The sequence below is a fragment of the Pseudobdellovibrionaceae bacterium genome (assembly GCA_020635075.1).
Classification (GTDB): Bacteria; Bdellovibrionota; Bdellovibrionia; order Bdellovibrionales; family UBA1609; genus JADZEO01.
In genome coordinates, this window is record JACKAM010000002.1 from 284104 (window position 1) to 297403 (window position 13300).

Annotated in this window: 12 protein-coding genes and 1 pseudogene; 5 read left to right on the forward strand and 8 right to left on the reverse strand. The window is 50.2% G+C overall.

All coding sequences use genetic code 11. The features are described 5' to 3' along the window. The first annotated feature begins 160 nt into the window (after positions 1 to 160). The 3 genes from H6624_10995 (at position 161) to H6624_11005 (ending at position 3455) form a co-directional block, all read left to right on the forward strand. On the forward strand, positions 161 to 1297 hold the full coding sequence (locus H6624_10995; protein MCB9084864.1) for a hypothetical protein: 1137 nt from the start codon (positions 161 to 163) through the stop codon (positions 1295 to 1297). Positions 1298 to 1313: 16 nt separating this feature from the next. Next, positions 1314 to 2402, forward strand: a complete 1089-nt coding sequence (locus H6624_11000; protein MCB9084865.1) for a hypothetical protein — start codon at positions 1314 to 1316, stop codon at positions 2400 to 2402. A gap of 366 nt (positions 2403 to 2768) precedes the next feature. Next, positions 2769 to 3455 carry a hypothetical protein gene (locus H6624_11005; GenBank protein MCB9084866.1) on the forward strand — a complete coding sequence of 229 codons (687 nt, stop codon included), beginning with the start codon at positions 2769 to 2771 and terminating at the stop codon, positions 3453 to 3455. A gap of 2 nt (positions 3456 to 3457) precedes the next feature. Here H6624_11005 and rfaE2 read toward each other — a convergent pair whose 3' ends face one another. From rfaE2 to prmA, 4 genes are read right to left on the reverse strand one after another with little or no spacing between them, the layout of a single operon-like run. After that, complete coding sequence (gene rfaE2 / locus H6624_11010; protein ID MCB9084867.1) at positions 3458 to 3922, reverse strand: D-glycero-beta-D-manno-heptose 1-phosphate adenylyltransferase; 465 nt, start codon at positions 3920 to 3922, stop codon at positions 3458 to 3460. Between the two features lie 24 nt (positions 3923 to 3946). Continuing rightward, the gene (locus tag H6624_11015; GenBank protein MCB9084868.1) at positions 3947 to 4906 is read right to left on the reverse strand and encodes a hypothetical protein; all 960 of its coding nucleotides are present in this window, start codon (positions 4904 to 4906) and stop codon (positions 3947 to 3949) included. Positions 4907 to 4926: 20 nt separating this feature from the next. Continuing rightward, positions 4927 to 5679: a 16S rRNA (uracil(1498)-N(3))-methyltransferase gene (locus H6624_11020; GenBank protein MCB9084869.1), complete on the reverse strand. Its 753-nt coding sequence runs from the start codon at positions 5677 to 5679 to the stop codon at positions 4927 to 4929. Continuing rightward, on the reverse strand, positions 5676 to 6566 hold the full coding sequence (gene prmA, locus H6624_11025; GenBank protein MCB9084870.1) for a 50S ribosomal protein L11 methyltransferase: 891 nt from the start codon (positions 6564 to 6566) through the stop codon (positions 5676 to 5678). Before prmA ends, H6624_11020 begins: the two co-directional genes overlap by 4 nt. A 309-nt stretch (positions 6567 to 6875) precedes the next feature. Here prmA and H6624_11030 point away from each other — a divergent pair, with 309 nt between their 5' ends. Next, positions 6876 to 8117 (forward strand): hypothetical protein, encoded by a 1242-nt coding sequence (locus tag H6624_11030; GenBank protein MCB9084871.1) that lies wholly within the window; start codon positions 6876 to 6878, stop codon positions 8115 to 8117. A 351-nt stretch (positions 8118 to 8468) separates the two neighbouring features. On the opposite strand, the pseudogene H6624_11035 reads toward H6624_11030, so the two are convergent. Further along, positions 8469 to 9582, reverse strand: a pseudogene (locus tag H6624_11035) (IS3 family transposase). A gap of 703 nt (positions 9583 to 10285) precedes the next feature. On the opposite strand from H6624_11035, the gene H6624_11040 reads away from it, so the two are divergent. Further along, on the forward strand, positions 10286 to 11101 hold the full coding sequence (locus H6624_11040; GenBank protein MCB9084872.1) for an HNH endonuclease: 816 nt from the start codon (positions 10286 to 10288) through the stop codon (positions 11099 to 11101). A gap of 266 nt (positions 11102 to 11367) precedes the next feature. On the opposite strand, the gene H6624_11045 is transcribed toward H6624_11040, so the two are convergent. From H6624_11045 to csrA, 3 genes are all read right to left on the reverse strand, one after another. After that, the gene (locus tag H6624_11045) at positions 11368 to 11949 is read right to left on the reverse strand and encodes a hypothetical protein (protein ID MCB9084873.1); all 582 of its coding nucleotides are present in this window, start codon (positions 11947 to 11949) and stop codon (positions 11368 to 11370) included. A 133-nt stretch (positions 11950 to 12082) separates the two neighbouring features. Further along, positions 12083 to 12619, reverse strand: coding sequence for a flagellar assembly protein FliW (locus tag H6624_11050; protein ID MCB9084874.1), 537 nt, complete (start codon positions 12617 to 12619; stop codon positions 12083 to 12085). 158 nt (positions 12620 to 12777) lie between these two features. Further along, on the reverse strand, positions 12778 to 13005 hold the full coding sequence (gene csrA / locus H6624_11055; GenBank protein MCB9084875.1) for a carbon storage regulator CsrA: 228 nt from the start codon (positions 13003 to 13005) through the stop codon (positions 12778 to 12780). Between the last annotated feature and the right edge of the window lie 295 nt (positions 13006 to 13300).

Below are 13300 nucleotides of genomic sequence, written 5' to 3' on the forward strand. Positions count from 1 at the left end.
AATCTTAAGGTTTTCACGGCCCTCTGTAAAGGCGTCTTATTCTTGGACACGGGCGGATAGAGCCCTTTCTGGGGGGATCCAAAAGGTCGGTGATTTCAAATATTTACAAGGGCCCTCAGCGGCACACTCTTCGCCTTATAAATAAGCAGGAGATAGATTTATGCAGGGTAATTGGAAGTATGTCGTAATTATTTGTGTTGTGGTCCTTGGCGGCCTGTTTGAGTTGATGAAGTCAGCGGACTTTGCCGACAACCAGGCCAACCTCACACCGGCCGAACTGAAGGCTCTGGATTTTCAGCCTTATGCGCGCAAGAGCGGCGACAGCCAGGTCAACGAAGGACAAAAAACCATCAAACGTCTTGAGGAAATTCGCACTCGTGCTCTTCAGGCTCGCCAACAAAACACGGACCATCAGTTCCCCCAGGAGCACAGCTTTAACCAAATCCCTCCGGCACCTCCTGCTCCTAAAAAGCCAGGCAAGGTTTCGACTGTAAAAAACAAGAAAAAGAAAAAGACGGCTAAAAACCCGCACAAGAAGAAAACGGACGAAGAAAAGCCACCCGTCGCTAAAAAAGACGACAAAAAGAAAGACGAAGAAAAGCCTGAAGAGACGACAGAGGACACTGACTTTTTTGCCGGCGGCGGAAACTCCACTCCTGATCCGGTCATTCCTCCCGTGGGCGTCGGTGCTGACCCCAACAAAGAGGAAGTCCCCAATGCCGATGAGTGGGTACGCCGAGTGTTGGCCCGCCCCAGCCTGGAAGAGACCACTGAGATGATCAAGTACTATCAAAGTAATCTGATCACCGCCGAAGTCTTTTACTATGTGGTCGAACAAATGTTTGCAGATTCTCAGGAGAGAATGCGCGAGTTGGGGATCATGGCCGGCAACGCCACTCCCAGCTATCGTAGCTTCACCATACTGGCTCAATTTCTCCAGGATGAACCCTTTGGGTCCTCGCTCAGAACCAAGGCCAATCAGGCCTTGGATCGTTACACCCAATTGGCCTATCTCAACGTGCTTGAGTCGGTCATGCGCTCACAGGAAAGCCCCGGCATTCGCGAAAAGGCCTTGAGCCTTCTCGTTGATTCGGCCCGCAAGAACCTGGCAGCCGCGGCTAACAATCCGCCGCCTCCAGGCCCAACTGGGCAAAGTACCGGCAGTCCATTGGTTAAACGTTACAGCGATATTCTCAACACTCTTGAGCAAATGCTTGGCAGCGGCACGGAGCCAGCCCAAGTCTCAACGGCCCTGCAAAACGCTGTTGATGGTTTAAAAGGCATCCTAAGCGCTTAATAAATCCGGGGGGATTATGAAATCGCGAATAAATCTAGTTGTTGTATTGCTATTCATAATTGCTGCACCCTCGGCACTGGGCGAATTCACGGTGGACCGGGTTCTCTTGCCGGTGGCAGACGTCATCTACGAGATTCACAAAAAGCACAACACCTTTCCCACCCAGCCCAGCCCCACTTCGACCAAACTGGAGAGCCACGAACAAGTGGCTGATCGAGGCCTGGGGCGCTGGAAGGTTCAGCCCGGAACAGATATTATCTATGATGTGGGTCTAGATGGAAAAAAGCCCACCACTGTCGGTCTCAGTCACAAGATTACTCACACCCGCAAACACGATGTCCAAGCCAAAGCCTTTCACCAAACCGGGGTTGAGATGCCCGACAAGTGGGGCGCCGGGGCTTCTCATCAACTCAATGTTGATGACCAAACCCGAGTCACCACCGGAGTGACTTATGAGACCATTCCTCAGCTAGATCAAAAAGTCGTGGTCGGTATGGCTCAAGTGGAACAAGTGATCACCGGCGAAGACAAACTTCACCTGGGAGCCAGACACCTCGTCGGGTTGGATTCTGGAGACAATCGCTACAACATCGAAGCCAGCTACACCCGTAAGCTCGGTGCCACTCGTCCCAAAGAGCGTAAGCACCGACCTTGGATCTCGATACTTCACTCCCGGCGGAAACTCGAAGAGGGTGGACTGCCATTTGGTGAAGAACCTAAAATCTACGCCGACCTGGTGGAGTCCTACCTGGCCTTTGCTGACTCACTTGAAACCAGCCCCGACGCCAGCCCCTCTTACATGAGTGATCTGGTCGCATCGAACAATATGAAAGGCAAACCCCTCGGCCTGAGCTTTAACGAACATACTGCCCGCGAGTGCCGAGCCGATTTGGTGTACGCCGCCCGCGCCCATGCCTTGATGTATTATGAGAAGATGAAAGACAAATACCCCTTTCACAATCTCACTGAAAAAATGGACGTCTACGGCCCGCGCCTTTCCCATATCAGCGGCTCTGATTTCTCCGTCGCCAAAAAATGCGTCGACCCGAGTGACGCCACCCCCACCAGATCAACCGCCAAAGGAATTGCTCTGGGCACCCAGTAGTACCGGGCAAACTGGCCACCTTGATTTTTGACCTGGAAAACCATTGGCCGCCTTTATTCGAGAAAACAGTCTGATTGCCGAGCCATTCCCGTGAATCCGAATCCTCTGCCGTCGCGCAGGGCGTATCCGAGGCGCAGCGGCAAAGCTGATGTGCTCCGAAGACGCGCCTGCGGCCGAAAGGCGCGTGAGGATTTACGGAGAATGGTCGGCAATGGACTGGTTACACGGAGAAAGAACTTTCCAGGTCAAAAATCAAGGTGGACCGTTTGCAATCAGGAACATCTACCTCCTATAATGACTCTCGTGAAACTACCTTATTACCTCCCCCTAATAATGCTCATCGTACTCCCAGCCTGGGGATTAGAGTTGCCGAAGGGCTTGGATCATGAGGCTCGGGTGGAAGTGGTGCGTCTGGTGGGATTGGGGACCAGCAGTAAGCTATTGACCAATCCGTTTCCCCTGGGCGGTTATCCCGGCCTGGAAGTGGGTATTAGTCTTGAGTTGGTGAATACCGCTGATTTGTCTCGGCTGGGGACTGGAACTCAGCGGGACGAGCGGGAGTTCCGTTATCCGCGCATTTCCTTTGGCAAAGGGCTTTACAACAATCTGGATATTTTCTTTCACTTTATTCCTTTTTCGGAGGATAGCCAGATCAGTGAATACGGTGGGATGTTCCGCTGGTCTTTTTATCAGGCTAAATTTCTGCCGATTAATTTGTCGCTCCTCATGCATGGAAGTGTGTTGAACATGAATGACTCCCTCAGCACGCAGACCCTTGGTTCTGAATTGGTCGCAGGGATCAGTGTGAATAGTTTTTCACTTTATTTTGGTGGGGGCTTTCTGACCAGTACGGCCGAGTTCGTTGCTCAGGGAAGCGAAGGCATTGTTATTGCCTCTGATCCTCCCAACCGCCGTGGTGTGGTGGACGAGCTGGTGCGCGAAACCCACAGTGTGGTGGGGATCACCCTGCACGTCTCTGATTACTTTTTGGCCGCCCAGATCGATCGCTACCGCGAACCGGTCTATAGCCTCAAACTCGGCCTGCGTCTTTAGTATTATTTCATCTTTTCAATGATAGATGTGGTCGAACGACCTTCGACAAACTGGAGGGTCTTCACTTCGCCGCCATTTTTAAGCACAAACTCAGCGCCGACAATTTTCTCCACTGGCCAATCCCCGCCCTTCACCAAGACATCAGGCCTAACGGCTTCAATCAGTCTTTGTGGCGTGTCCTCAGAAAACGGAATAACAAAGTCCACACAGGCAAGGGCGGCAAGAATCCCCCCTCTGTCCTCTTCACACTGCACAGGGCGATCAGGACCCTTGATGGATTTCACACTTTTGTCGGAATTAAGTCCCACGACCAAAAGATCACCTAAGGAGCGGGCCTCTTGAAGGTAACGAACATGACCGATGTGAAGAATATCAAAGCAGCCGTTGGTAAAGACCACCTTCTTCCCGGAACGGGAGGAGGCAAGGGCCGTCAGGAATTCCTGCTCATTTGCAAAGAAGCGGCCCACAAGATGTCTCCCTCTTAAAACTCTCTATCGACGCTGATACAGTTGAAGACCCGAAATCTTGGCCGTCAAATCCTTGCGGAAAATCAAAGACAAGATGGGCAGAGTCACCACACCAGTCAATACAATGACCAGACTGCGCCAGGCCACCAACAAGGGGTAAAGCCCCGACTTGTGCTGTTGATCATCTCCCATTTGGTGATCAAAGGTCCACTCGCCGAGTGTGCGGCCAAAAAAGCTGCGCGAAACCACCACATACATCTGCATGATGGCGACAAACAAAATAAACAGACTCAGCTGAGTGGCCACATCCGACTGGGCGTTAAAGGCCACAGACAAGATTTCAACTTTGGTGACGGACAACAAGCTCACCAAGAACACCAAACTCAAAGCCACAACAACAACAAAATCTAACACAATTGACGGCAGTGAAATGGATGAAGGCACCAAGGGGCCTCGCTTAGAGTCATGCGCACTTCTTTGTGTTCCCACCTTTTGCTTTACCTTAGCACTTGGTGGAATGGGCAAGGTGCCGGTCACAACCGGACGGCTCGGTGCCTTTTTAACTGGCTCCACCTCGGGCTCTTCAATCATGGTCGGTCGTGGAGTGGAGACTGGAGTTCTGTCGCGATCGATGCCGATAGAAAAAATATCAGACTCAGGCGCACGGGGAAGAGGAGTGGTAATGGCCACCTCATCCTCAAGACCCATGTCCAAAGTGAGAGCGGCTTTTTGCACGTCATTGGGTTTGGATTTCAAACCCGACACCAAACGATCCAAAGCCTCTTTGGCCCGACCGGAGTGTTGCTTCTCCTCAGTGGGATCATCAAAGAAAGCGGCGGGTGGCGCTTCAGGAATTGGCCTATGGCTACTTTCCTGCGAAAGCCCGCTACGAGAGACCTGTTCACTCAGATTGATCGCTTTTTTGTGAAAACCCAGACCTTCGGTCAAAGGCTTGATCTGAAAATCATCGTAAGCATCGGACATTCCGTGCTACCCCCTATAACTCACTTCATCAAATTCCACTCATACTTTAAAATGCTGACTAAAGCCAAGCAAGCCGTTTCCACGCGGAGCACCTGGCTTCCGAGGGTCACCGGCTGAAGGCCAAAGGACTGAAATAACTGGACTTCGCGATCGGAGTAGCCCCCTTCGCTGCCCACAAAGACCCAGATTTCATGGGCCTCTTGGCCTTTGAGGGGTTCTAGGGCCTGACGGAGGTGCTGCGGAGCTTCCCCCTCATAAGGGAATAGACCCACGGCCTTGGTCCGGCGGTTAAATTCGGCCAATAAATCTTCCAGCTTCTGGGGCTCGCCCAGGCCCATCAGATCGCCCCGGCCGGACTGCTGAGTGGCGCCCTGGATGATCTTTTTCCAGCGAGGCCATTTGCCGGTGAGGCGGCTATCCACAGAACGGACAAAACTAAAATCCGAAACAAAGGGGTGAAGCTCGAAAACCCCCAACTCCACCGACTTTTCCACAATGGTGTCCATCCGCTGAAAGCGAGGAACGGATACGGCCAAATGAATATGGGGCTTTTCCAAGGGCGGGATCTGGCGCTCTTCCACAATCTCAGCCCAGGCCTCCTTTTTCGCCACTTGCACCAGCTCCACGAAGTAGGCTTTGCCCCCTTCGCTGAGTAGTTCAAAGCGTGAGCCCTCACCCTGGCGACACACATCGATCACATGGTGATAAAGATCGCCCGCAAGACGAATCCTCTCCCCTTGCTTCTCGGTCGGGTCAAACCAGTAGCGCCTCATAATCCCGTCCTCTTAAGTAACAGCCCAACCCACTCTTCATCCACCCGGCGCTCAAGGAGTTCAAAGCCTGACGTCTCCCACTTAAACTCCCTGCGAAAGTCCGCTTCCCTTTCTTGCAAAATTCCTGTGAGTAACAGATGGCCACCTTTTTTGGTCTTAGTCATTAGAGCGTCCTGGATTTCCACCAGCACACCATCGATGATGTTGGCAATGACCACATCAAACTCACCGTCGACACTCTCCACTTGAAATTCAGGAATAGAAATCTGAGCCGACATTTGATTGCGCTCGATATTTTCCCGCGCCACTTCTCTGGCTTGAGGATCAATTTCGGTTCCCACTAAAGAACCCGCTCCCCACTGACAAGCGGCCATGGCGAGAATTCCCGTGCCGGTTCCCACATCTAAGACCCGCGCTCTATTAAGAGGAAGATCACTCAACAAACCCGCAGCCAATCTGGTGGTGGCATGAGTTCCGGTGCCAAAAGCCATACCCGGATCAATGCGCAATTCGGCCTGAGCCTCCTTCGGCTTCTCGCGCCAGCTGGGCACCACCCAAAGGCCTTTGGCCAAACAAAAAGGCTCATAGCCTTTTTTCCATTCTTCGAGCCAGTCTTTTTCTTCCTCCTGGCGGATTTCCGCTTCAATCTCCGGAAAGCGCAATCGAAGCTCAGAGAAAAAGGACTCCTCAGGCTTTTCCGTAAAGTAAACCTCAAGATCATGATGTGGAGTCGCCACCGTTTCTGGCTCGTACTTTTGCGATTCCTGACGAAACTGAAGGACTTCGCTAATGCCCTGAGCACCAAAGGAAAAACAAAACTCCGTGAGCAGGTCTTCCACCTTGGTGGGCACAGATTTTAATGTGAGAACAAAATAGCTACTTTGCACGCGGCCCGGCCTTCTCATTCCGATATCGGATATCAAATATCTGATATCTGATTAAACCAGTGCTGCCAAGCATTCCCTTACGGGAGACACCTAGGTGCCTGATACCATTTTTGCCAATTACTGAAGTTGAAATCACAACTCCATGATGAGCCCCTCCCATCAGACCTCGACTCAGCGCGCCTCATCCATTTGATCCATCATACTCCATGGCTATGCCTATCAAGCTTGTTAGGCTTGTTCGATTAAACCAGTTGTGTATAGTTACTTCATAGACATCAGTTAGCCCTTACACAAACGATTGGATTCATTATGTGGAGTATTCTTCTATTTGCCCTTGTAACCGCCCATGCCACTCCATCTGAACCCCTGAAGGTCGTGAAATCCTACAAGGAACTTCTCAAGTGCCCGAAAGAGAGTGAATTGGTTGATCAGAAGATGTGTTGCAGGATTCAGTTAATCTCAGGCGAGTCCTCGGAACAGGCCCCCAAAAAGTGCCTCAAACATGGCCCAGCGGTTCAAGGATCCATTAGTTCGGACAGGTACTCAGTTGTTTGGTTTGAGAATGGGACCGAGGTGGGGCCCAGGTATGAGTTTGCCACGAATCGGTTGTACGGTGCTTGGGATGGCGTGCACTACCTCCCCGAAACGCAAGGACGATCACTCTTGATGTATGATAACGGGGAAGTTTTTTCCCAGGGATCTTCAGACAAGGATTCAAAAACGTGGGTGCTTTTTTCACCCATAGAGAAGTTGAAATACATCGTGAAAACCTCAGATGGAAAAATCGATATCTCTCGATGCACCCTCGCAGACAGCACTTGTTCTGGAGTAAATGGGCAGTTTCTCTCTGAAAGGGAGTTTTCGACAGCAAGGCCACCTCTACCGACAAATGCTGTCGGAGAGTATTTGCGATTTGGGCGACTAAAGTCTAAAGAGATTGAAAAAGAGTTCTCCATTCTAATGGGTATGACTAAATTGAATTTTGACGGAAAGCTCCTCGGCCTATTTTACTTTCGCAGGCTTCTGACCGCTTGGGATAGCCATCTCCTTGTTAACTACGGAGATTCAATCCCACTATTGGTTTCGGACCATAAAGAGAACTGGTGCCGAGTGAATGCCCTTCGCGATCCTCCGACATGGATCTGGACATCTTGCCGCACCGAGGATATCCGTCAGTTTAGCAAGAGCGATTTGAGCAAACCCTATTTTCTGGAGAGCATGGTGCCAATTGATCTAAGCTCAATAGCCGATCATCCGGGCGGCCCCCCTTCTCAATGGAGTAAGAAACATGCCAAACTTGCCTTTGTTAGCCTCAGGCTGGCAATTGAAGATGTGCGAATCGTCCCATTTGAGAGCCGTTACTGGGTGACTGGCTCCGTTCACGACCCCTACAATAAACAGTATAACTCATACTTCTATGATGACCCTGATATGCTTACCCTATTCAAGAATACTAATTTGAGACCCATTCTGAACAAACCCATTGCTTTTCCCCTCATCAGCAAAGGACAAGTGAATATCAAAAAGCTCTACTCAACAGAACTGGAATGAACTTATGCGACCTATTCATACTATTGCTCACTAGGAATCGTTAAATGCCAGTGAGATAGGTGAACCCGATCTGGTCTCCACTTAACCTGGTCCAGAAAACAGGCCTGGTTCCCCGTAGTTTCTGGAAAATCTTGATATGGTCGGTAATTACACCGGCCAATAGGGACCCCGTCCTTAGTAATCGGCTCACCATCAGGCCACTTTCCAAACAACAGGGCCTGCATTTGAAAGTACTGACCTGACCAAATATCCCAAGGATGAGTCGTCAACAGGATATCTCCCATTGAAATCAACACCCTGTCATTACCTCTGACCGGACCCCAGTCTTTGCACCACATACAGTCGAGCGGTTCACATAGCAAGTGTTAATGCCTCAGGAGCTGGTGGTCTGTAACCAAGGCTGCTATGAGGCCGAACAGTGTTGTAATTCCTTCGCCATCTTTCAATCAAAACTTGAGCTTCCCTCAGGGTATAAAATAGCTCTCCGTTCAAAAGCTCGTCGCGTAATCTCCCATTGAATGATTCTATGTAGCCGTTTTCCCAAGGACTTCCTGGAGTGATGAACAGAGGGCTGACCTCAAGTTTTTCGAACCAGTCCTGAAGCCTCTTGGCAATAAATTCTGGTCCGTTATCTGATCGAATGTACTTTGGCACTCCTCGCTGAACAAAAAGATCTGCAAGTGTTTCTAACACATCGAGTGAGTTAAGTTTCCGGTTTACAACAATGGCGAGGCTTTCACGGGAAAACTCGTCGAGGATTGTGAGCATCTTTATGGGCCTTCCGTCATAGGTGTAGTCGTGAACAAAGTCGTAGGACCAGACATGGTTCTTGTACTCGGGCCGTTTCCTAATGCAGGAGCCATCGTTGAACCACAGACGACTTCGTTTTGGCTGTTTTTCCGGGACCTTAAGGCCTTCCTGTCGCCAAATGCGATAAACTCTTTTGTGATTGATCTTGAAGCCTTCGGCGCGAACTAGGGCAGTCACTCGCTTGTATCCATAGCGGCCATACTCACCGGCATAGTGGATGATCCTGGGGTGACCTCACGGTTCACCCTATCTTCTTTTGGCTGGTAGCGCTTTGTATTGCGATGAAGTCCCAAAACCTTACAGGCCCGACGTTCAGAAGTGGAGAAGCGCTCAACAAGCATTGCCGCTGCCCGCCTCTTCCGCGCCGGGCTCAGAAGTTTCCCTTGTTGACCTCTTCGAGCATTGCCTTGTCGAGAGCGAGATCTGCAACCAGCTTCTTAAGACGCTGATTCTCTTTTTCCAGGTCTTTCAGGCGTTTAGCTTGATCGACTCGCATCCCGCCATACTCTTTTCGCCAACGGATGTATGTGTCCACAGCAACGCCTAGCTGCTTGCAGATCTGTGCCTGAGAGGCACCCTGACTTTGCAGGACTTCAGCCTCCCGAAGCTTGGTGATGATCTGTTCTGATGTGTATCTTTTGCCTCGTTTTCCCATATACCCTCCTCTAATCGCTCGACTCTAGGTGGTCAAGTTTGAGGGGGTCGGGTCAGTTAACGAGACAAATTTTAGATCACTTCAAAAATATTTTAAACATTACTATTGACGCATTTTTCGCCTTCGCAAAACGCCCAACATTCACTTCAATTCCTAGTTTTGATTTTTCCTCTCATTCTCATCTAAGAATCATCAATGCCTTTCCTGGTGCGGCTCCGGGCGATTTGATCTACATTCGACAGGCTGGCAAATTGGGCCTAGAAAAACCTATGGTATAAACCCTTTACTCGCTACAAGGGGGGATTTGAATTGCAGGACCACGCTCATTTCGAAAACCATCTGCCCGCTAAAATCCGCAACATCCATCGCCAAGCTCTTCAGGCCTCGGCCAAATATAAGACTGCGGAAATTGACTTGATCAATATCCTAGATCAAGTGGAACAGAACGGGTCCACCTCCGCTATGGCTACAACTCCCTGTTTCAATATGGGGTGAAGGGTCTTGGTCTATCCGAAAGCGTCGCCTATTCCCTTATCACCGTGACCCGCAAGTCCCGCGAAGTTCCGGAACTCAAAGAAGAAATTAAAATGGCAATCTAACTGTATCAAAGGCAAAACGGATCACCTCGGTCATTAATCAGGAAAACAAAGATCAATGGCTTGAACTTGCCAAGACCTCCACTCAGGCCAAAGTGGAACGGGAAGTGTCAAAGGTGAACCCTCAAGAGGCTCGCAAGGGGAAGATGACCTATGTCCACCCGCAAAATGAGATTCAGGAGAAGGTGGCCATCCATCAACAGCCGAGGGCTGTTCGGGTGCAACTCCAAGTAGGGATCTCGGAAAAACTGATGATCAAAATTCGCCGGGCTCAGGACCTCATGAGTCAGAAGACCAAAAAACCAGCCAATTTGGAAATAACCATGGAATCCATGGTCGACTTGTATTTGGAAAAGCACGATCCGCTGAAGAGGGCTGAACGGCAAATGATTCGCGGAAAGCTCAGACAAGAAAGACTGGATGGTGAAACCCAAATCGCGACTGAGATTCAAGCTGCCTTTGTGGAAGTCCGCGAGGACAAAAGATCCACCGAACCCTCAAGGACCCAAACAAGTCCGGAACTCTCCTTAAGGAGAGTTCCCGAAATGGCTGCGTCAAATGAAGAATCGATGAACAGCTCGAAAAATGGCAAGACAAGAACCTCTGCACTTTCAGAGGAGTTGCGTGAGTTGAACCGCAATAGGCAAATTCAGACCAAGGCCATGACAAAGAAGGCCAATTCTAAACGAAGACCCGTTCCGGCTGCCACTAAACACCGGGTTATTCTGAAATTTGCGGGCCAATGTAGCCATGTAGACCACCAGGGTGAGCGATGTCGGGAAACGAAGTTTTTGGAGATTCATCATCTGAAACCCATTGCTCTTGGTGGAGGTGACCACCTAGAAAATCTGACCCTGCTTTGTTCAGGACATCACCAAGCCCAGCATCTTTCTGGCACATCAGCCCTACCCTTACCCGTCTAGGTGGCAAGAATCAGTTTGTAAATTGAGGCTCCCAAATGATCGGCAAGGAGGAATTCCCGTCTGCGTAACCAGTGTGCAACCCGAAACATAGTTTACATTTTGTACCGGGGACATAGTTTGCAGATTGTTAGTTAAGAATGGGTTAGGACCCCGATCACGGAAACAGTCACTGATACGAAAACCGTCACGGAAACGTTTACGGAAAACGGGTTACAGGTTACGGATCACGAACCACCGGTTACGGGTTACGGGTTACGGGTTACGGGTTACGGAAGATAAGTCCCCGTCCCCACTTCGGGCGTGGGCTTGGGATTTTGCTGTTCGGGATTGGGAGCCACCGAGGCCGAGGTGGCGCTTTCAATTTTGGCCGGCTCGGGGCTTGGTGGTCCCATATTGTGGGAAGATGATTTCTGTTTTGAGGAGCCCTTATCCATGCGGGCTGATCCCACGTCCACTTCATCACCCACCATAATAAAATCTTCTTCGAGAATGGGCAGATCAGATCGATCGTAGACTCGATAAAGTCTGGCGACACTCACTCCCTTTTGAGCAAATATCACTTTGAGTTCACCGACAGGTACAACCAGATCCCCTGGAGACTTGTTTTGATAAGAATCATAGAGCGTCACCTGGCGGGTCACGCGAACAATCATTCCTGATTTCAGTCCGGATTCCACTCCGCCATTGAGATAAAAATCACGGTGAGTCTGTTCATCATTGGTCATCGGCAGGCGCTTTCGCACTTCAAAGATGGATACGGCATATGCGGCTGATGAGGTCATGAGGAGACTGGTCACTGCCAGTGCGCGAACGAGGCGGCCTTTGCCTTCCTTTGCCTTAACGGACATATAGGACTCCCTCCCTGGGATCACCCACCATCCTGGCAGAATATAAATAAGGCCTTCCTGGCTATAAATTATCTCGGGAATTGAGAGGGAAAACTTGAATCAAGATAGGACAAACCCGACCAGGGTCCATCCCTTAGTTTTCGACAACAGGACCTTCGTTGATCTCCGGCAATCGCACAGCCACTCCCCAATCCAGGGCCTGACTCTTGATCGACACCGCAGGGTTTTGCACCACACGCTGCTGAAGCTTGCTAAAAATCGGCTCACGAATCGCCAAGCGATTGTCCTGAAGCACACACTGGCGCCCCACTCTTTCAGCCACATTGATCACCACGGGGGCTTTCAAATTAGCTGTCATCTGAGTTGGGTCTTCAGGAATAGTGATAATGGAGAAGCTGCGAGTCCCCTCAAGAGTGGTCTTGCGAATGCATTCCAGATCAAACTTGGAAAGGGAAATAACATAGCTAGTGGTGAACAGCTCAGGCTCCAAAACCGGAAAAGCCAACCCGGGCTCTTCGCAACTCTGCAACCAAGCAAAAATTTCATCATTGGGATCATCGAGCAGAACGAACTTCCGGCAATCGTTAAAGCCAAGCAGCCCTTCCGGGAAGTCGATCACGTCTTGTTCGGTAATCTCCACCACACCAAAGCGTGACGTCTGAATCCTCATCTTTCCCCCCCACTGATACTTTGAGGATGCCCACAAAAATAAGACACGGCAAGACAAAATAAGGTCAATGGTCCACAAAATTTAGGACTTTAATCTAGGAATTTGGATATTTTAGGGGGATGTGCGTTAAGTCCGGAGAACCCTTCGGTTTCGGGATTTCAGGGCTTCAGGAGTTTTGCCACAGCGCGAGTCTTATCAGAGGTGGCGGTCGCCGATTCCTGGTTTTGGTCCTGGATCGCCTGATAAACCTCTTCGCGGTGGATTTTGGTATCTTTGGGAGCCTCAATACCGAGACGGACTTGCTTGCCCTTAATCTGAACCACGCGGATTTTGATGTGGTCATCGATTGCAATGCATTCGCCCAATTTTCGAGTTAGAACCAACATAGGTCGGTCTCCTTCAACATCCTGGTCAAAGTTTCGAGGGCTTTCAGTAATCCTTCACCCATCAATGACCTCTACGGCTAAATTCGAACGGAACCTTAGCTATTATTTATCAGGAAGAAAGTCAAGGAAGGCCCACCGAGTGCGGCTTTCACTGAAGGTGCTACATTGGCACCTGTAAAAAAACGGCGCCCGCAAAGGCCCGTCTATACCATCATCGGGGGACAAACGTGTGGTAAAGGCCACACTTTTCTCTGTGTTGTTAATGAATTCTTATCAATTGCAGGGAGCATTTCTC

What these genes read in the sequence shown, in the direction of transcription:
- H6624_11045 (MCB9084873.1), bottom strand. Translation starts at nt 11,949, where the DNA reads ATGTCCGTTAAGGCAAAGGAAGGCAAAGGCCGCCTCGTTCGCGCACTG.
- csrA (MCB9084875.1), bottom strand. Translation starts at nt 13,005, where the DNA reads ATGTTGGTTCTAACTCGAAAATTGGGCGAATGCATTGCAATCGATGAC.
- H6624_11030 (MCB9084871.1), top strand. Translation starts at nt 6,876, where the DNA reads ATGTGGAGTATTCTTCTATTTGCCCTTGTAACCGCCCATGCCACTCCA.
- H6624_11020 (MCB9084869.1), bottom strand. Translation starts at nt 5,679, where the DNA reads ATGAGGCGCTACTGGTTTGACCCGACCGAGAAGCAAGGGGAGAGGATT.
- H6624_11000 (MCB9084865.1), top strand. Translation starts at nt 1,314, where the DNA reads ATGAAATCGCGAATAAATCTAGTTGTTGTATTGCTATTCATAATTGCT.
- H6624_11015 (MCB9084868.1), bottom strand. Translation starts at nt 4,906, where the DNA reads ATGTCCGATGCTTACGATGATTTTCAGATCAAGCCTTTGACCGAAGGT.
- H6624_10995 (MCB9084864.1), top strand. Translation starts at nt 161, where the DNA reads ATGCAGGGTAATTGGAAGTATGTCGTAATTATTTGTGTTGTGGTCCTT.
- H6624_11050 (MCB9084874.1), bottom strand. Translation starts at nt 12,619, where the DNA reads ATGAGGATTCAGACGTCACGCTTTGGTGTGGTGGAGATTACCGAACAA.